This is a genomic window from Paraburkholderia sp. J63 (assembly GCF_905220245.1).
Classification (GTDB): Bacteria; Pseudomonadota; Gammaproteobacteria; order Burkholderiales; family Burkholderiaceae; genus Paraburkholderia.
The window spans coordinates 330,187-349,441 of record NZ_CAJMZF010000003.1 but is presented as its reverse complement, the minus strand read 5'-3'; the positions used below and the strand labels follow the sequence as shown (position 1 = coordinate 349,441).

The 19,255-nt window shown below is 64.7% G+C and carries 13 protein-coding genes and 1 pseudogene; 6 read left to right on the top strand and 8 right to left on the bottom strand.

Translation table 11 applies throughout. The features are described 5' to 3' along the window. Nucleotides 1-385 precede the first annotated feature (385 nt). The gene (locus U5775_RS05740; RefSeq protein ID WP_322057149.1) at nt 386-1,519 is read left to right on the top strand and encodes a serine hydrolase; all 1,134 of its coding nucleotides are present in this window, start codon (nt 386-388) and stop codon (nt 1,517-1,519) included. A 34-nt stretch (nt 1,520-1,553) separates the two neighbouring features. Here U5775_RS05740 and U5775_RS05735 read toward each other — a convergent pair whose 3' ends face one another. Beyond that, a complete protein-coding gene (locus U5775_RS05735) occupies nt 1,554-2,594 on the bottom strand; it encodes a lactonase family protein (RefSeq protein WP_322057148.1) in 1,041 nt (346 codons plus the stop codon). Nucleotides 2,595-2,996: 402 nt separating this feature from the next. Between U5775_RS05735 and U5775_RS05730 the strand changes: the two genes are divergently transcribed. Next, complete coding sequence (locus U5775_RS05730) at nt 2,997-4,775, top strand: cytochrome c biogenesis protein DipZ (protein ID WP_322057147.1); 1,779 nt, start codon at nt 2,997-2,999, stop codon at nt 4,773-4,775. On the opposite strand, the gene U5775_RS05725 is transcribed toward U5775_RS05730, so the two are convergent. The 4 genes from U5775_RS05725 to U5775_RS05710 form a co-directional block, all read right to left on the bottom strand. Beyond that, on the bottom strand, nt 4,754-6,166 hold the full coding sequence (locus tag U5775_RS05725; protein WP_322057198.1) for an RNA polymerase sigma factor: 1,413 nt from the start codon (nt 6,164-6,166) through the stop codon (nt 4,754-4,756). The two genes, U5775_RS05730 and U5775_RS05725, sit on opposite strands and share 22 nt — an antisense overlap. Beyond that, nucleotides 6,166-6,588, bottom strand: coding sequence for a VOC family protein (locus U5775_RS05720; protein ID WP_322057146.1), 423 nt, complete (start codon nt 6,586-6,588; stop codon nt 6,166-6,168). Before U5775_RS05720 ends, U5775_RS05725 begins: the two co-directional genes overlap by 1 nt. A gap of 32 nt (nt 6,589-6,620) precedes the next feature. After that, nucleotides 6,621-7,043 (bottom strand): YciI family protein, encoded by a 423-nt coding sequence (locus U5775_RS05715; RefSeq protein WP_322057145.1) that lies wholly within the window; start codon nt 7,041-7,043, stop codon nt 6,621-6,623. A gap of 170 nt (nt 7,044-7,213) precedes the next feature. Continuing rightward, nucleotides 7,214-7,567 carry a YciI family protein gene (locus U5775_RS05710; protein ID WP_322057144.1) on the bottom strand — a complete coding sequence of 118 codons (354 nt, stop codon included), beginning with the start codon at nt 7,565-7,567 and terminating at the stop codon, nt 7,214-7,216. Nucleotides 7,568-7,845: 278 nt separating this feature from the next. On the opposite strand from U5775_RS05710, the gene U5775_RS05705 reads away from it, so the two are divergent. The 4 genes and pseudogenes from U5775_RS05705 (at nt 7,846) to U5775_RS05690 (ending at nt 12,806) form a co-directional block, all read left to right on the top strand. Further along, on the top strand, nt 7,846-9,108 hold the full coding sequence (locus U5775_RS05705) for an ROK family transcriptional regulator (protein ID WP_322057143.1): 1,263 nt from the start codon (nt 7,846-7,848) through the stop codon (nt 9,106-9,108). Next, nucleotides 9,095-10,648, top strand: a complete 1,554-nt coding sequence (locus tag U5775_RS05700; RefSeq protein ID WP_322057142.1) for a sugar ABC transporter ATP-binding protein — start codon at nt 9,095-9,097, stop codon at nt 10,646-10,648. Before U5775_RS05705 ends, U5775_RS05700 begins: the two co-directional genes overlap by 14 nt. Before the next feature lie 157 nt (nt 10,649-10,805). Next, a pseudogene (locus tag U5775_RS05695) lies at nt 10,806-11,759 on the top strand (ABC transporter permease subunit); the annotation flags it as partial. A 93-nt stretch (nt 11,760-11,852) separates the two neighbouring features. Then, complete coding sequence (locus U5775_RS05690) at nt 11,853-12,806, top strand: ABC transporter substrate-binding protein (RefSeq protein ID WP_322057141.1); 954 nt, start codon at nt 11,853-11,855, stop codon at nt 12,804-12,806. A 72-nt stretch (nt 12,807-12,878) separates the two neighbouring features. Here U5775_RS05690 and U5775_RS05685 read toward each other — a convergent pair whose 3' ends face one another. The 3 genes from U5775_RS05685 to U5775_RS05675 all read right to left on the bottom strand — a co-directional run bounded on the left by U5775_RS05685 (nt 12,879) and on the right by U5775_RS05675 (nt 19,198). Then, the gene (locus U5775_RS05685; protein ID WP_322057140.1) at nt 12,879-15,203 is read right to left on the bottom strand and encodes a M85 family metallopeptidase; all 2,325 of its coding nucleotides are present in this window, start codon (nt 15,201-15,203) and stop codon (nt 12,879-12,881) included. 349 nt (nt 15,204-15,552) lie between these two features. Next, nucleotides 15,553-17,994 carry a M85 family metallopeptidase gene (locus tag U5775_RS05680; RefSeq protein ID WP_322057139.1) on the bottom strand — a complete coding sequence of 814 codons (2,442 nt, stop codon included), beginning with the start codon at nt 17,992-17,994 and terminating at the stop codon, nt 15,553-15,555. Nucleotides 17,995-18,223: 229 nt separating this feature from the next. Further along, nucleotides 18,224-19,198 (bottom strand): sulfonate ABC transporter substrate-binding protein, encoded by a 975-nt coding sequence (locus tag U5775_RS05675; RefSeq protein ID WP_322057138.1) that lies wholly within the window; start codon nt 19,196-19,198, stop codon nt 18,224-18,226. Between the last annotated feature and the right edge of the window lie 57 nt (nt 19,199-19,255).

Sequence of the window (19,255 nt, the reverse complement as noted above, 5' to 3'; positions counted from 1 at the left end):
CAAGGGAAACGCCCCGCGACGCGCAACGCCGCGGCGAGACGGTCGAGCAGCGCGCGGAAAACGCGTGCTCGTTACGCATCATCACCGGATGGGCGGCGAAGCGAGGCATCGAAAAGCTCCAGTCGAAAACGTGGACTGCGAGTGGTCCCATGATAAACCCGGATCGCACTCGCATCGCACCATTCACGCGCATCGCTGCAAAGAAGAAGCTGCACCGTGCGGCCCTATGCCTGTACCATGGAGGCCTTGCATGCACGAAAGCGCGTGCTCGCACCGCCAGGTTCAGCGCGAATTCCGCTCGGGGCTCGCCAGCCCGGGGCTCGCCAGCCCGAAGCTCGCCTGACCATTCAGCCCATCCGTACCCAAGCCTCGACTGCGTCCGCCGGTGATTGTTCTTTCTCGACTCCCACTCGTTCTCTGCGCCCTGCTCCTCGCCAGCCTGACCGCGACCGCGGCATTCGCCGCCACGCCGCAGCGGCATCACGCCGAAAAACGCGTACATGTAGCCGTCAAAAAGAAAAAGATCACGCACAAGCCGCGCAGCGCGCAGCGTACCGCACCGGCCGTCGCGGCCGGCAAGCTCTCCGATCCCAAACGCCGCGCGAAGCGGGTGAAGGCCAAAGCCACGCCGCATACGACGCATAAGCCGCACACGACGCGCACGCTCCACGCCGCAAACACCGCACACACACGTGCGACACATACGAACGCGATCGGTGCCGCAACCACTGGCCCGCATCTGCTCGCGCGCTGCGGCTTCACGCCGGCCTCGCGCAGGCAGCTCTTTTCGCGCTCGATCTATATCGTCGATGAAAAGACGCACACGCCGCTCTACGCGCGCAACGCCGATACGGTCGCGCCCATCGCCTCGGTCTCGAAGCTCATGACCGCCGTGGTCTGGCTCGACCAGCGCCACACGCCGCTCGCGCGGCGCATCGCCGTAACCGACGCCGATCTCGATACGCTCAAGTTCACGCACTCGCGGCTTTCGGTGGGGTCGAGCCTCTCGCGCGCCGACATGCTCCATATCGCGCTGATGTCCTCGGAGAATCGCGCGGCGGCGGCGCTCTCGCGCGACTATCCGGGCGGACGCACCGCGTTCGTCGCGGCGATGAACGCCAAGGCACGGCGCCTCGGCATGCCGCATACGCACTTCGTCAACGCCACGGGCCTCTCGCCGCAGAATGTTTCCACGGCGCGCGAGCTTGCGCGGCTCGTGCGCGCGGCCAACGGTTATCCGCTGATTCGCCACGACTCGACCGACCACCAGCAACTCGTGTTCACGGGCCGCGGCGAGCTCCAGTATGTGAACAGCAACCGCCTCGTGCGCTACGGCCGCGTGCAGGCGAGCCTGCAGAAAACGGGCTTTATCAACGAGTCGGGGCACAACATGGTCATGCGCGTGATGGTGCACGGACGGCGTCCCGTGATCGTCACCCTGCTGGACAGCACGAGCGCCGAGGGCTCACGTCTCGATGGCGAGCGCATCGCGCACTGGCTCAACTGCTCGCTGCGCTGACGCATGCGCGCTCGCGGTTCATCCGCTGCGCGATTCAGCAACGCACCACTTCCACCCAGTTCGCGCCCTTGCCGACGGCATATTGGCCGGTTTCGCACAGCGCGCCAGTTCGTGCGTCGATGCGATAGACGCTCATGGCCGGCGACAACTCTCCCACCGCGAACAGATAGCGCCCGGACGGGTCGATATTGAAGCCGCGCGGCTGCCTGGGCGCGTCCCAGGTGCCGATGCGCGCAAGCTGTCCCGTGGCCGCATCGACGCGAAACGCCGCGAGCGTGCTGGACCGGCGCTCGGACGCATAGAGGAAGCGTCCGTCCGGCGTGAGATGCAGATCGGCGCCCCAAGGCTGGTCGCCATGAAAACCGGGTGGCAGGATCGACACGGACTGCATGGGCTCGACCGCGCCGTGCGTGCGATCGAACGTCAACGCGTGCAGTTTGCCGTCGAGCTCGTCGAGCAGATACACGAAGCGCTCGTCCGCCGGGAACACGAAATGGCGCGGACCCGATCCGGCCGGCAGCGTCCACGCCGGCGTGGCGCGTTCGGCGAGTTGTCCGGTCGACGCATCGAAATCGAGCCGCAGCAATTGATCCGCACCGAGCAGCGCCGCAAACGCGAAGCGATTGTCGGCCGACGTGCGGACCGCATGCGCGTTCGGCCCCGTGCCGACGATCTGCTGCACGGTGCCGGCCACGCCATCGTTGCCGATGCGATTCACCGCGAGCAGGTTGTCGCCATACGACGCCCCTAGCAGATAGCGGCCCGCCGCATCGGTGGCGATATACGCCATGCTTGCGGCCAGCGGCGCGCGCCCGAGTTCGGCGAGGCGCCCATCGAGCGGGTCGATCGCAAAGCTCACCACGCACCAGGGCTGCGAGCGCAACGCGGCATAGAGCCGGCGCCGGTCGGGCGAGAGCGCCATCGGCATGATCTTGCCGCCCACCGGCACGGTCTGGACGGCGGCGAGCACGCCTTCCTCGTCGTCGATACGGAACACCGAGATGTCCTCGCTATCCGAATTCGACACGTACACGTATGTCGCGCCCGCCATTCGCTGCTCACCGTTGCTGCCCATGTTGTCCTTTTCTTCCTTCGACGCCCGCTGGACGTCGCGACCGCAAAGTTGCCCAACAACCTGTCGAACCATTCCACGACTGCTTCGTGGTAACGATTTGGCGTTTACCCGCTGAATTTTCCGCAGATTATGGATAGCTCGATCAATCGAGTGCCGAGCGACATTGTAGAGTCGCCCCCGGAATGCAAGCAACATGTCTTACAACATAAGCCGACGTCCTGCCGAGGCAGAATGGATCAGGAAGATCCGATGGAATAGCGCGGCTCGCGTAAGCGTTAGCCCGATCGAGCACGGCTGCGCGCGCCACGATAACGGCGCGCCGATGCCGCCGGGCGTTGCATAGAATCGGAGCATGTGCCCGAGCATCAACGCCGATCGACCGCTTTGCATCGGAGGACGGTCATGGTTTTGTTTCTGATTGCCTGGCTCGGCGGCGTCCTGACGATCGCCAGCCCCTGCATCCTGCCGGTCCTACCTTTCGTGTTCGCGCGCGCGGGCCGGCCGTTTCTGCGCAACGGCCTGCCGATGCTCGTGGGCATGGCCGCCGCGTTCAGCGCGGTCGGCGCGCTCGCCGCCGTCGGCGGCGGCTGGGCCGTCGCGGCCAACCAGTACGCGCGCTACGCCGCCCTCGCGCTGCTCGCGCTATTCGGGCTCGCCCTGCTGCTGCCCACGCTCGCCGAACGCCTCACGCAACCGCTCGTCGCATTGGGCGAACGGCTCTCGGCCTCCGCCGATGCGGCACGGCAGGGTCACGCGAGCGTCGCGCCCTCACTGCTGCTCGGCGTGGCGACCGGCCTGCTGTGGGCACCCTGCGCCGGCCCCATTCTCGGCCTGATCCTCACCGGCGCCGCGCTCCAGGGTGCGAGCGCCCACACCTCGCTGCTGCTGCTCGCCTATGCGCTGGGCGCCGCGTGCTCGCTCGCGCTGGCGCTCGCCGTGGGCGGCAAGGTGTTCGCCGCGATGAAGCGCAGCCTCGGCGTGGGCGAATGGATCCGGCGCGCGCTGGGCGTGGCGGTCCTCGCCGGCGTGGCCGCGATCGCCCTGCACGTGGATACGGGCTTGCTCACGCGCGTCTCGCTCGCGGGCACCAATCAGCTCGAACAGGGTGTGCTTGACCGCCTCGCGCCCGCGCGCGCCCCTGCGCTCGCGCAGGCTGGCGCGGCGCAGCCCGCGACGTCGCTCGCCATGAAAACCTCCACGGCACAGGCGCAAGCGTTGCCGGACGAAGGCACGCTGCCCTCGCTCGACGGCGCGGTTCAATGGCTCAACTCGCCGCCGCTCACGGCCGCCTCGCTCAAGGGCAAGGTCGTGCTCGTCGACTTCTGGACCTACTCGTGTATCAACTGCCTGCGCTCGCTGCCCTACGTGAAGGCATGGGCCGACAAGTATCGCGCCGCGGGCCTCGTCGTGATCGGCGTGCATGCGCCCGAATTCGCCTTCGAGAAAGACATCGGCAACGTGCGCCGCGCGGTGGCCGATCTCAAGATCGACTACCCCGTCGCCATCGACAACAACTATGCAATCTGGCGCGCGTTCGGCAATGAATACTGGCCCGCGCATTACTTCATCGACGCTCAGGGCACTATCCGTCACCATCACTTCGGCGAAGGCAATTATCAGGAATCCGAACAAGTGATTCGCGAACTGCTCACGCAGGCCGGTGCGCGCAATCTGCCGGGCGGCTTCGTCACCGACACGGCCAGGGGCGCGGAGGCCGCGCCCGACATGAACGCCATGGAGTCGCCCGAGACCTATCTGGGCTACGAGAAAGCGCATGGCTTCGCCTCGCCCGGCGAGCCCGTAGCCGACGCCCCGCACCGCTATGCCGCGGGGCCGCTCGACCTGAACCAGTGGGCGCTCTCGGGCACGTGGACGCTCGGCGCCGAGCACACGGACCTCGACCATGCGGGCGGCAGCATCGTCTATCGCTTTCATGCGCGCGACCTGCATCTCGTGCTCGGCCCCGCCGCCGACGGCCATCCCGTGCGCTTTCGCGTGACGATCGACGGCGCGGCGCCGGGCGCGGACCACGGCGCCGACGTCGATGCGAACGGCAACGGCGTCGTGACGGAGCAGCGCCTCTATCAACTGGTGCGCCAGCATGGCGAGGTGGCGGATCGGACCTTTGAAATCCGTTTTCTCGATCCTGGCGTGCAGGCCTATTCGTTCACGTTCGGCTGAACGTCTTGGGCCGTGGCGGCCCGCGCGAGCAGCACTTCCCGGTCGCGCGCGTTCTGCGTGAGCGCGGCGGCGCGCTCGAACTCAGCGCGCGCCTCGCTGGCGCGGCCCAGTTTCGCGAGCAGGTCGCCGCGCGTGGCTGGCAGCCATGGATAGTGGCGCAACGCCGGCGCTTCGCAGAGCGTATCGACGATGGCGAGCGCCGCTTGCGGCCCATTCGCCATGCCGACCGCCACCGCGCGATTGAGCTGCACGACGGGCGAAGGGTCGATGCGTAGAAGCGCATCGTAGAGCGCGACGATGCGCGCCCAGTCGGTTTCCTGCGCGGCCGGCGCGCGCGCATGGCAGGCGGCGAGCGTGGCCTGCAACGCGTAGGGCCCGAGCGCTGGGGTGGCATCTCGTTGTGTCGATTGCGCTAGCGCATGCGCCTTCGATTGAGCCTCCGACGGCTCCTGCGATTGCACCGCGCACTGCTCCGCGCGCGCGAGCGCGTCAAGGCCGCGACGGATCAGCAACGCGTCCCAGCGCCCCCGGTCCTGGGCGGCGAGCAGCACGGCGCGGCCTTGCCTGTCCACGCGCGCCGGCATTCTGGACGCCTGCAATTCCAGCAGCGCCGCCAGCCCGTGCACTTCGGATTCCTCAGGTATCAGTCCAGCGAGCATGCGGGCAAGCCGCAGCGCTTCCTCGCAGAGTGCCGGCCGCATCCAGTCCGCGCCCGCCGTCGCCGCATAGCCCTCGTTGAAAATCAGATAAATCACTTCGAGCACCGAAGCAAGCCGCGCCGCGCGCGCCTCCCTGTCCGGCACCTCGAACGGCACATTCGCCTGGGCCAGCGTGCGCTTCGCGCGCACGATGCGCTGCGCGACCGTGGCCTCGGAGACTAGAAAGGCGCGCGCGATCTCGGCCGTGGTCAGCCCGCCCAGCAGCCGCAACGTAAGCGCCACGCGCCCCTCGCGCGGCAGCACCGGATGACTGGCCACGAACAGGAGCCGCAGCAGGTCGTCGCCGATATCGTCTTCGCGCACGGCGTCCAGTGCCTCGACGAAGTCGGGCGCGAAATGCGCCTCGAGCGCTTCGAGATCGGCGCCCAGCGCTTCGTGCGCGCGCGCATGCGAAGCGGCGCGCCGCAGGCGGTCGAGCGCACGATGCTTCGCGGCGGTCATGAGCCATGCTCCGGGATTGACGGGGATGCCGCTCGCGGGCCAGCTTTCGAGCGCCGCGACCAGCGCGTCCTGAGCGGCGTCCTCGGCCAGTCCCACGTCGTGCAAAAGCCGCGCGGCGTGGGCGATCACCTTGGCGGATTCGATGCGCCAGACCGCGGCAATCGCGCGGTACGTCGCGGCCTGTCCCGCATCGTCGCGATCGCCATGATCCTCGCCGCCCTCCTCGTGCATCACGAGCCGTTCGCCCCCTTCTCGATCGCTTGCGCAGACATATACATCAGCTCCCAGATGTGGCCATCAGGGTCTTCGAAGCTGCGGCCGTACATCGAGTCGCCGCACTCCATCGGCGGGCGCTTCGAGCTGCCGCCCGCCGCCAGCGCCTTTTCCACGAGCGCGTTGACTTCGTCGCGCGACTCGCACGAGAGGCACACGAGCACTTCGGTCTGCTCGCGCGCGTCGACGAGCGCCTTGTCGGTGAAGCCGCGCATGAAATCGGTGGTGAGCAGCATCGCGAAGATGTTCTCGCCGATCACCATGCAGGCGGCCTTGTCGTTGGTAAATTTGGGCTCGAACGTGAAGCCGACTTTGCCGAAGAAGTCCATCGAGCGCTTCAGGTCGCGCACGCCCAGATTGACGAAGATATGTTTGTGCATGATCGTGTCCTTTTCTATATCGTTCGGATTGCTTACTTTGCGTGGCGCTCGTTTTCGAGCTTGCGAAAGCGTTCGATGCCCTCGCACTGCGCGAAATCGTCGAGTTCATAGAGCTGGCGCACTTCGATCTCGCCGTCGTCGTGCTTGCCGAACGGCGCCGGGAAGCGGCGCGCCCATTCGAGCGCTTCGTCGCGCGAGCGCACCTGGATCAGCGTATAACCGGCGATCAGCTCTTTCGTCTCGGCGAACGGGCCATCGACGATGGCGGGCTTGCCTGCGGTGTAGCGCACGCGAAAGCCGCGCGCGCTCGGCTGCAGGCCCGAGGCGTCGAGCAGCACGCCCGCCTTGGCCAGTTCCTCGTGGTAGGCGGCCATCTCAGCGAACATCTCCAGGTCGTCGGGCGTCTCTCCGGCTTCGCTCAGCGCGTTGGCACGCACCATGATCATGAATCGCATTGCTTTCTCCTGGCTAGATGAGGTGAAGGAAGCGGCATCTTTTCGATGCGCTCATCCCCACGACGCGCGATGCTCACGCCAATCGACATCGCCCGGCCATTTTTTAGCTAACCCAGGGAAACACCCTAAGTCGATGTCGACGGTCGATCCTGATGGTTAGCCGCACGAGACTAACGAAAGCACGGCCCCGTCTCGCGCACCTCCACGCTCGCCCACTCCGCCGCCGGGCACGCGCGCGCGATGGCGAGCGCCTCCTCGCGCGTCGCGCAGTCGAGCAGAAAAAAGCCGCCTACCATTTCCTTGACCTCCGTGAACGGCCCGTCGACCACGCTCGCCCGCCCTTCACGCACCTGCACGCGGGCGGCCTCCTTGTCGGAGACCAGCGATTGCGCGTCGATCAGCACGCCGCGCGCAGCGAGATCATCGGCGAAGCGCAGCATGCGCGCGTAAAGCGCCTCGCCCTCGGCCTGTGTGCGCGAGTCGCGCTGGCCGCGCGGCTCGGCGATGAGCAGCATATATGCCATGAGATGCCCGGTCCTATATCGATGCGCCGATGAATGCCGGCGCCGGGGAAGCGCGTTGCCGCGCAGGGATGAAAGCAACCGAAAGGATATCGCAGGGAAAGACGGCCGAAAACACAGCCGTCAGCGTGAGGCCGATGCCGAGCCAGCCGCATGCCCGCCCCATGACGGGGATTTCCCCAGGCTGACACAGGCTGCTTTCCGACATTAAATAAATCAACTTGATTTATTTAGTCGCCAGCACCGCTGCATCAGGTCGCGGGCGCAACCGGAGGAGACGCGTGAGAAGTCCGCATGTCGGTCAGGGCAGCAACTCGGCCAATGTACGCCGCTTCAACGAGCGCCTGCTGCTGCAGGCGCTGCGGCGCGCCGGCGAGGCCTCGAAGGCCGATCTCGCCCGCCTTGCGAATCTCACCAGCACGGCCGTGGGCAGCATCATCACCTCGCTCACGGCCAGCGGCCTGATCGAGATGAGCGGGCGGCGTCTCGACGGCGGACGCGGCCAGCCCGCCTCTCTGCTGCGTCTCGCACCGCGTGGCGCATTCGCGATCGGCGTGCGCCTCGACCGGACCAACATCGAAACCGTGCTCGTGGACTTCGCGGGCCGGATGATCGCGCGCCGCTCGCACGACATGCTGCTGCCCGCGCCGCCGCTCGCGCAGGAAATCGTCCAGCGCGACATCGGCGAACTCTCAGGATTGCTTGATAAATCCGAGCGCAGCCGTCTAGCGGGCATCGGCGTCGCGCAGCCGTACAACCTCGACAGCTGGCTGAGCGAGCTGGGCCTGCCCGCCGACATCTTCCGCGCATGGAGCAACGTCGATTTCGCGGGCGAGCTGGGGCGCGCGCTCGGGCTGCCCGTGTTCAGCGAAAACGACGGCAACGCCGCCGCCATCGCCGAGATCTTCTACGGCTGCGGGCGTCAGCGCGACGACTTCCTTTATCTGTTTCTGGGCCCGGCCATCGGCGGCGGCATCGCCATCGGCGGCGACTGCGTGCGCGGCCTCACCGGCAATGCGGGCGACTTCGCCGTGATGCCCGTGCCGCCGAGCGCGCTGCCTTCGGCGCACAAGCCCGCTGGCAAATGGGACATCCTGCTCTCGCGCGCCTCGCTCATCGCGCTGCGCCGCCATCTGCAATATCACGGCGAGAAAGTCGACAACCGCGCCGATATCGAGGCGTGCATCGCGCGCGGCCATCCGGCCGTCGAGGAATGGCTCGACGACTGCATCGATGCGCTCGCGCCCGCGCTGCGCGCCGCGCTATGCGTGCTCGACGTGCCGGCCGTGGTGCTCGATGCCGACGTGGACGCGGGTCTCATCGACACGCTCATGCAGCGCCTGCGCGTGGCCGTGGCGGCCACCGCGCCCGAGGCGCGCGGCACGCCGGCGCTGGTGCGCGGCACCTTCGGCCCCGACGCGGGCGCGCTGGGCGCCGCCACGCTCCCCATGTTCTTCAACTTTTCGCCACGTGCGGGCATCCTGATGGGCGCCGGCGCACAAACTTACGTACAAGCGCAGGAGGAGAGCCATGTCGCGCTCTGAATCGACGCCCCCGCTGCTGGAAATGCGGGGCATCAGCAAGACGTTTCCCGGCGTGCGCGCGCTCGACAACGTGCGCCTCTCGGTCTGGCCCGGCGAGGTGCACTCGCTGATGGGCGAGAACGGCGCGGGCAAATCCACGCTCATGAAGATTCTCTCCGGCGCCTATCAGGCCGATCCCGGCGGCGAGATCCTCATCGGCGGCAAGACCGTCACGATCGACGGCCCGCTCGCCGCGCGCGAGCTGGGCGTAGCCGTGATCTATCAAGAGCTGAGCCTCGCGCCGAATCTATCGGTGGCCGAAAACATTCACGCGGGCCGCGAGCTGCGCCGTGGCGGCCGCCGCTTCGGCATGGTCGACCGCGCGGCCATGGAGCGTGGCTGCGAAGACGTGCTCAAGCGTCTCGGCGCGACCTTCGGGCCCACGACGCTGGTGGGTTCGCTCTCGATCGCCGAGCGGCAACTGGTCGAGATCGCACGCGCCGTACATAGCGACGCGCGCATCATCGTGATGGACGAGCCCACCACGCCGCTCTCCTCGCGCGAGACCGAGCGCCTCTTCAAGCTCATTCTCCAGTTGCGCGAGGAAGGGCTCGCGATCATCTACATCAGCCACCGCATGGCCGAGATCTACGAGCTATCCGACCGCGTTTCGGTGCTGCGCGACGGCAGCTACGTGGGCACGCTGATGCGCGACGAGCTCAACGCGGAAAGCCTCGTGAGCATGATGGTGGGCCGCGATATTTCGGGGTTCTACAAGAAACAGCACGCGCCCTACGACCCCGGCAAGGTGGTGCTCACCGTGCGCGACGTGGCCGATCACAACCGCGTGCGCGGCTGCAGCCTCGACCTCCACTCGGGCGAAGTGCTCGGCATCGCGGGTCTCGTGGGCGCGGGCCGCACCGAGCTCGCGCGCCTGATTTTCGGCGCGGAGCCGCGTGCGCGCGGCGATATCGCCATCGACGGGCGCACGCTCAACGTGCACGGACCGCGCGACGCCATCGAAGCCGGCCTCGTCTATCTGACCGAGGACCGCAAGCACCAGGGTCTCTTTCTCGACATGAGCGTGCGCGACAACATCAATGTGGCCGTGGCCGGACACGACGCGCGCCTCGGCGTGCTCGATCTCGCGCGCGGCTCGTCGCGCGCGAAGGACGCCATCCGCGCGCTCTCCATTCGCGTGCCGAGCCTGCGCGTAAATGTGGGCGCGCTCTCGGGCGGCAATCAGCAGAAGGTGCTGCTTTCGCGTCTGCTGGAGACGAAGCCGCGCGTGCTGATCCTCGACGAGCCGACGCGCGGCGTCGACATAGGCGCGAAGTCGGAGATCTACCGCATCATCAACGACCTCGCCAAAACCGGCGTGGGCATCATCGTGATCTCGAGCGAACTGCCCGAGATCATCGGCGTGGCCGACCGCGTGCTCGTCATGCGCGAAGGCGTATTCGCCGGAGAGCTGGGCGGCTACACCGGCAAGCCCATTACCCAGGAAGCCATCATCGAACTCGCCACCGGCTCGCAAGGCGCGCTGGACGAGGCCGCCTGATTCCGACGGACCTGTCCGACGAACCCGCCGAAGAGATATTGAGGAGCACGACACCATGAAGAACATTCTTCCCCGCCACGGCGTTGCGCCATCGCCCGCCCAGGGCGCCCAGCCCGCGCAACCGCTCCAGGCCGCGCGCGGCAGCACCGCGATCGACGGCCATCGCGCACGCATGAAATCCCTCATGCGCACGGCCGGCATGCTGCCCGTGCTCGTGCTGCTGTGCATTGGCTTCGGATTCCTGACCGATGGCTTCGCCACGCTCCAGAATCTTTCGATCGTCACGCAGCAGGCGTCGATCAACATCGTGCTCGCCGCCGGCATGACCTTCGTGATTCTCACGGGCGGCATCGACCTCTCGGTGGGCTCGATCCTCGCCGCATCGGCGGTCGCGGCCATGCTCTGCTCGACTATCGCGGGCTGGGGCTGGCTCGGCATTCCCGCCGCGCTCGGCGTGGGCCTCGGCTTCGGCGTCATCAACGGCGCGCTGATCTCGCTGCTGCGCCTGCCGCCCTTCATCGTCACGCTCGGCTCGCTCACCGCCGTGCGCGGCATCGCTCGCCTGATGGGCCACGACACCACGATCTTCAACCCGCAGCTCTCGTTCGCCTTCATCGGCAACGGCACCGTGTTCGGCGTGCCCTGGCTCGTGATCATCGCGCTCGTGGTGGTGGCCGTCTCGTGGTTCGTGCTGCGCCGCACGGTGCTCGGTCTGCACATCTACTCGGTGGGCGGCAACCCCGAAGCGGCGCGCCTCTCGGGCATCAAGGTCTGGGGCATCGAGATGTTCGTCTACGCGGTCTCGGGCCTGCTCGCGGGCCTCGGCGCGGTGATGTCGGCCGCCCGCCTGTACGCCGCGAACGGCCTGCAGCTCGGCCAGTCGTACGAGCTCGACGCCATCGCCGCCGTGATCCTGGGCGGCACGAGCTTCGTGGGCGGCGTGGGCTCGATCGTCGGCACGCTGATCGGCGCGCTCATCATCGCGGTGCTCTCGAACGGCCTCGTGCTGCTGGGCGTCTCGGACATCTGGCAATACATCATCAAGGGCCTCGTGATCGTGGGCGCCGTGGCGCTCGACCGCTATCGCCAGCGCGGCTCGGCGCGCACCTGAAACGGTTTATCCCATTCGAAAGCGGGCGCAGGCGGTCCTCCTGCACCCGCGCTGCACGACACACACCAACCGGACCCCTCTGGAGACAAACTCATGTTCAAGAAAAAGGCCGCTTTCGCGGTTCGCGCCGCTGCCGCGCTCGCACTCGGCTTCGCCCTGCAAGGCGCGCACGCCGCCGACAAGCAACTGAAGTCGATCGGCATCACCGTGGGTTCGCTTGGCAATCCTTACTTTGTGACCATCGTGAACGGCGCGACGGCGAAGGCGAAGCAGATCAACCCGAACGCGAAAGTCACCGCCGTGTCCGCCGACTACGACCTGAACAAGCAGTTCACGCAGATCGACAACTTCATCTCGGCGCACGTCGACATGATCCTGCTGAACGCCTCCGATCCCAAGGCGATCGAACCCGCCGTGCGCAAGGCGCGCGCCGCGGGCATCGTGGTGGTGGCCGTGGACGTGTCCGCGGCGGGCGCCGATGCCACCGTGCAAACCGACAACGTGAAAGCCGGCCAGATCTCGTGCGACTACCTTTCGAAGAAGATCAACGGCAAGGGTAACGTGATCATCGAGAACGGGCCGCAGGTCTCGGCCGTGATCGACCGCGTGAACGGCTGCAAGCAGGTGCTCGCGAAGTCGCCGGGCATCAAGATCCTCTCCGACGATCAGGACGGCAAAGGATCGCGCGAAGGCGGCATGAACGCGATGCAGGGCTATCTCACGCGCTTTCCGCAAGTGGCCGGCGTGTTCACCATCAACGATCCGCAGGCCGTGGGCAGCGATCTCGCCGCCAAGCAGCTCAATCGCAGCAATATCGTGATCACCTCGGTGGACGGCGCGCCCGATATCGAAACGGCGCTCAAGTCCAATACGCTCGTGCAGGCCTCGGCAAGCCAGGACCCGTGGAAGATGGCGCAGACGGCCGTGCAGGTGGGCTACGACATCATGAACGGCAAGAAACCCGCGAATCCGATGATCGAGATGACGCCTACGCTCATCACGCGCGATAACGTCGGCAGCTACAAGGGCTGGTCGTCGCCGCACTGAGCGCGTTTGCAATACGTGCGACCGCCCGGGGGCGGTCGCATTGACGTGCTCATCATCAGCCGCGCGAGCCGGTCACGTCCTCACCGGTGCATCGCCCGTTTTCCATTTCCACCAGGCCCAGTTGGCATCCGGATTGCCATCCGCATAATCCGGCCAAAGGCTCGCGTCGTGTTGCTTCGCCAGCAGCCCGACCCGGTTCCAGTCGGTGTCCCAAGCGTACATGTACTGGGTATAGAAGGGTTTGGTTTCTCCCTTGTTGTAGTAATCGAATGTATATCCCTGCCAGATGCGATCATAGGGATAGGTATTCGCGATAGCTGCCCCACCGCCTGCACCAGCCGCCCCTCCGACCATTGCGCCCACTGGGCCGCCAGTGACAAAGCCGACTACGGCCCCGCCAGCAGATGCACCTGTCACCGTCATCGTCTGCTCGAACTTGCTGAGGTCGCTGGTGGTCAATTCCGGCACATGCGCGCTGGCGATAACCTTGCTCCCATCCGGAAATTCGAACTGGCGCACGTGTGGATTGCCGTCCACGGGCTTGCCGTACTGAAAGAACCGGCCCTGCGTGTCCCAACTGGCGCCGGATGCCGCATACGCGCTCTGGTAGCCGGTGGGTGCGCCGTTCGGGGCGCTGTCGGCGAATGAGAAGAGCGTCACCGTGCCGTTGTTGTCGAATTGCAACTGGGCAAGACTGCCCGGTGGTTGTTGGGCGGTAAAGCCATCCGTCTGGTTATGGTGTGTGCCATCGGGAGATGGTGCTCCGATCTCGTGAAAATCACGACTTGCCGGTTGAGCGGAGCTGATGGTGGCGAGCCGCTGAAAGAATTCCTGCTCGTAGCCGGCATTGCGTTCCATTGCATCGCGGAGCGCTGCCCGATCAGATGCAAATGCCTGCGCTTCACGGGTCAATGAAGCATAGTTACTGGGGAGCCGTACCGGATAACCCAGTTCATGCATCACACGCTGCGCGAGAATCTCTGTCGGCCCCACATGGTTTCGACGCTCGTCGCCGACCGGGTCTTTGGCACCGGTAAGATGATGCACGAGTTCGTGAATCAATTCGTCTCTCCATATGGGCAGATTTTCCGAGTTCTCATTGGGTGCGACCCCGATGTTCACATTCCCCCAGCCGCTCCCCATGTGCGGTTGGTCCGATCGCAGGGGACTGGCAAAGATCGGCATGGTCTCTCCCGGGTGGTCTCGCAGATAGTTGGCCATGTCGCTAAAACGCACAGGTGCACCTTCATAATTCGGATTGGATTCGTACAGGTTAGAAAAAATGATTTGATTGAGTCCTCCGCCATCATTGTTCGAGCCATAGCTCACCATATTCCGGAAAGTGGGTGACCGGTCCAGAGCATCAACAAGGGTTCTTCCGATCGTGGCGGCCGTATAGGAGTCGGCCAGATAGGGGAGACTCTGCTCGACGGACTGGACGACGTTCCAGCGTTCGGCGTCCAGGTTAGCCCCGGTAAGCGGCGTTTGCTGCCCCTGCGAGACGACATAGTCCGCAAAAGCATCGTCCGTTCGCTTGGGCGCGTTAACTGCGTCTCGCTCGGGACGCGAGCCTGATTCGGGCAACGGTTTTGGATCTGCGGAGTTTGAACCTGCGGAGTTGATGAAATTCTGGGACGGTACCGAGCCCTCGATTTTCTGCAAGGTCGCTCCCTGTGCCACAGGATTCCCCGGAACGTTGCCATCATCAGCGGATGACTTGCCAAAGCCCACAGCGGCGCCCGAAACGGCCGACGGGGTTCCTTCAGGCAAGCGATTCTGCGATCCGGAGTCGGCGCCTTGCTGTATGCCTTCCCCACCGGGCATCCGAGGGGGGACGCTATATTCGCTGGTCGGCTGAGGCACTCCGCCTGCAGCCGAACCACTCCGTGTTTCGGAAGACTTATCGTTCTGTACACCGGAGTATTGGTTTGCTTGATCGTGATTGCCGGTATCGCTCCGTGTCGGCGACGCATTGTCCGATGGAGCATTCGCCGCCTTTTCAGGGACATCGATTTGCTGACGGCCATCGTTTGCCGATGCCAAGGTATCGCCCCCGTTGGCCTCCTTCGAAAGTTGCGGCGTGCCGGTCGACGACGAACTCGGCGCTGCTTTGGAGACATCGTCTCGATGAGAATTGTCGTCGGCCGGTGCTTGGGAATCGCCGCTGCCACTGCTCGAAGACGGCGACGTATTTGCCGGATCAGAACTTGGCGTCGCTTTGGAGGCATCGTCTTGATGATCGTCGGCCGCCACATGCGCTTCGTCGCCGCTACCGCCCGAAGATTGAGGCGCATTCTCCGGCTGCTGAGAACTCGTCTGCTCACTCGTCTTGTCTTCCTCCCCGCTATAATTCTGCGCCGCATACGGGTCACTGGAACTCACGCTAGACACGCTCATACAAGGACTCCTGAAAAGATAAGATCGCGCGCCCGTTGACTACTGGCGAGCGACCGCTTTCAGGTCGTCACGCAGTATCGTGCCGCGCTACTGATCAGTTTCCGGAATCCTTCGCTTGCGAGGTAATACGCCGTCATGCGGCGGCTATTTTCCCTGAAAGTTGCGTTAGCAACTAGTTGGCGTCCTGACTATCCAGGTTTGGGAGCGCCCGCCCCAAGTGCAGGCCTCGGCGCGCCAGGACGTCGGCAGCTACAAGGGCTGGTCGTCGCCGCACTAAGCGCGTTTGCAATACGTGCGACCGCCCGGGGGCGGTCGCATTGACGTGCTCATCATCAGCCGCGCAAGCCGGTCACGTCCTCACCGGTGCATCGCCCGTTTTCCATTTCCACCAGGCCCAGTTGGCATCCGGATTGCCATCCGCATAATCCGGCCAAAGGCTCGCGTCGTGTTGCTTCGCCAGCAGCCCGACCCGGTTCCAGTCGGTGTCCCAAGCGTACATGTACTGGGTATAGAAGGGTTTGGTTTCTCCCTTGTTGTAGTAATCGAATGTATATCCCTGCCAGATGCGATCATAGGGATAGGTATTCGCGATAGCTGCCCCACCGCCTGCACCAGCCGCCCCTCCGACCATTGCGCCCACTGGGCCGCCAGTGACAAAGCCGACTACGGCCCCGCCAGCAGATGCACCTGTCACCGTCATCACCTGCTCGAACTTGCTGAGGTCGCTGGTGGTCAATTCCGGCACATGCGCGCTGGCGATAACCTTGCTCCCGTCCCCAAAATCGAACTCGCGCATGTGCGGGTTGCCATCCACGGGCTTGCCGTACTGAAAGAACCGGCCCTGCGTGTCCCAACTGGCGCCGGATGCCGCATACGCGCTCTGGTAGCCGGTGGGTGCGCCTTCCGGGGCGCTGTCAGCGAATGGGAAGAGCGTCACTGTGCCGTTGTTGAAATGCATATGGCCGAGATCTCCCTGAGGATCAAGAGCATACGTGTGGTTGTTTTGGTACGGCTGCGGAGGGGGTTGGACATACGTGTGGTTATTGCCAACGGCTCCAGGAAGTGGCGCCTCAAGTTCGTGAAAATCAGGACTTGCATCTCTACTGCCATCCACAACTATATTTCCGGCTCTATCGGCTGTTTCTCGGATGGTTTCGAGGCGCTGGAAGAAATTGCGCTCCTGGCCCGAATTACGTTGCACCGCTTCAAGGAGTGCTGCCCGATCGGCCGCATCGAAATAAGCATCCCGCGCTCGCGATGTATAGCCGGGAAAGCTCGGCGGGTTCATACCCAAGTCGTGCAGGACACGGCTTGTGAGAATCTCGGTCGGTCCCATCTGACTTCGCCGTAGATCCCTGGGCGGGTCGTCCGAATGAGTAAGTTCATGTACGAGTTCATGCACCAGCTCCTGTTGCCATGCCGCGAAGTACGGCGAGTCGCGGTTTGGTGCCGCGCCGACATTCACAACTGGCCCCTCACCGTCGTACCTTGGTATCGAAGACGAATCGGCCCCGATCGGCATGTTATTGGCACTGAATTGTTGCAAGTAGCTTAGTGTCATATCTGGAATCGGTCTACGTTCACCTCTGACGTCTGGATTGAATAGATACGAGTTGGTGTACATGACATCACCGAGCTGATCGCCGCCATGGTTCAAGCTGTAACTTATGAGCGCGCGAAAAGTTGGCGACTGGTTGATAGCGTCGAGCACAGTGTTTCCGATCGCGTCCACCGTAGCTGGATCGGCGAGCCTGCTATGACTCGCGGTCACAGCGTTGATCAGCCCCCTGCGTGCTTCATTCAACTGGGACTGATCAAGAGGTGATTGTTCGCCGAGGCGTTGCACGTAGTCGGCATATTCTTCGCTCCAGGCGGGGGGAATATCCGTATCGTCGCGCTTCGGCCTGGTTGAGGAAGGTACCGGGTATTGCTTATCGTTGCCGGCACCGACAACCGGACGGAACTCGTGTACTTGCGACCCATATGGCTCTTGCCCTAGTCTATTCACCTGCTGAACATCGGGGTTCCCAAGAGGCTGATTGTGGCCGCCGATAGTACCCGGTTGCGGTAACAAGAATTCCCTTGTGGTCCGATTCTCGTCGTGTTCGTCCGAATTCGGTTCATGGCTCCCATGGTCCCCGGCGGCGCCAGGGAAGAGCGGCTGGTTACTTTCAGGCGGGCGATTCTCCGATCCGGGGATACGGGAATATTCGTTCGCTTGATCGTGACCACCAATATCGCTCCGTGTCGGTGGCGTGTTTTCCGAAGGAACACGCCCCGTCTTTTCGGGGACTTCGATTTGCTGACGGCTGTCATTTGCGGACGCATGGGTATCGCGATCGTTGACGTCCTTCAGGGGCTGCAGCGTGCCACTCGACGTCGAACTCTCCGTCGCTTTGGAGACATCGTTCCGATGATAATTGTCGTCGGCTGGTGCCCGGGAATCGCCGCTGCCGCCGCTCGAAGACGGTGACGTATTTGTCAGATCCGAACTCGGCGCCGCTTTGGAGACATCCTCCCGATGAGAGTTGTCGTCGCGCGGCGCCTGGGAATCGCCGCTGCCGCTGCTCGAAGACGGCGACGTATTTGCCGGATCAGAACTTGCCGTCGATTGGGAGACATCGTCCTGGTGGTCGTCGGTCGAAGCGTGCACTTCGTCGCCGTTACCGCCCGAAGATTGAGACATATTCTCCGGCTGCTGAGAACTCGTCTGCTCGCCGGTCTTGTCTTCCTCCCCGCTATAACGCTGCGCCGCATACGGGTCGCTGGAACTCACGCTCGACACGCTCATACAAGGACTCCTGAAAAGATAAGATCGCGCGCCCGTTGATTACTGGCGGGCGACCGCTTTCAGGTCGTCACGCAGTATCGTGCCGCGCTACTGAACAGTTTCCGGAATCCTTCGCTTGCGAGGTAATACGCCGTCATGCGGCGGCTATTTTCCCTTCATGTTGCGTTCGCAACTAATCGGTGCGCTGCTTATCCAGCATTGAGGGCGTCCGCCACAACCCCGCTTCTATCTACGCCAGCACCGCATCCTTCGTCACCACCCGGCGCGGAATGATCTTGAGGTCGTAAAACGTATCGGCGATCTTCTGCTGATCGGCGAGCACGGGCGCGTCGATGGCCCGGTATTCGTGCGCGTAATGCTTGAGCCCGGTCTCGAGGATCGCGGCGTCCAGACCTTGAATCGGCGCGAGCTGCGCGGCTGCGGCCGCCGTGTTCTGGCGCACCCATTGCCCCGTCTTGCCGAGCTCGTCGAGAGCAATCGCAATGACTTCGCCGCGCTTTTGCGCGAACTCGCGCTGGCTCAAGAAGAACTGATGATGGCTCGCCACGCCGCTCGCGTCCGCGATGAGGCGCGCACCGTCCTGCGCCTCCACGGCGGCGAGAAACGGATCCCAGATCGCCCATGCGTCGATGGAGCCGCTTTGCAGCGCCGCGCGCGCATCGGCGGGCGCAAGCCACACGGTCTGCACGTCGCGCACGCCAAGGCCGTGCTTCTCCAGCAGCGCGACGAGGAACCAGTGCACGTCAGAGCCGCGATTCAAGCCGATTTTCTTGCCCTTCAAATCGCTCACCGAGCGGATGGGCGACGGCTTCGCGACGACCACGCCTTCCGCGCGCGGCGTGGGCAATTCATAGGCGCTATAGACAAAGTCCGCGCCCGCAGCCTGCGCAAAGATGGGCGGCGCTTCGCCCACGTAGCCAAAATCGATCGCGCCCACATTCAGGCCTTCAAGCAGTTGCGGCCCGGCGGGAAACTCGTTCCACGTCACCTTGATGCCTTGGGGCGCAAGGCGCTTTTCGAGCGCGCCATTGGCCTTGAGCAGCACGAGCGTGCTCGCGGCCTTCTGGTAGCCGATGCGGAACTGGTCGGGCTGAAACTTCGCCCAGGCGGGCAGCGCCGCACCGGCCAACGTGGCGCCGAGCGCGGCAAGCACGGCGCGGCGGCGCTCGCGGTGGTTCAACGGGGTCGTTTTTTCGCGGGTCATGGTCAATGCGTAGCGTGAAAGTTTTGCGCGCGATGGCGAACGGCGCGGGGCAAGTCT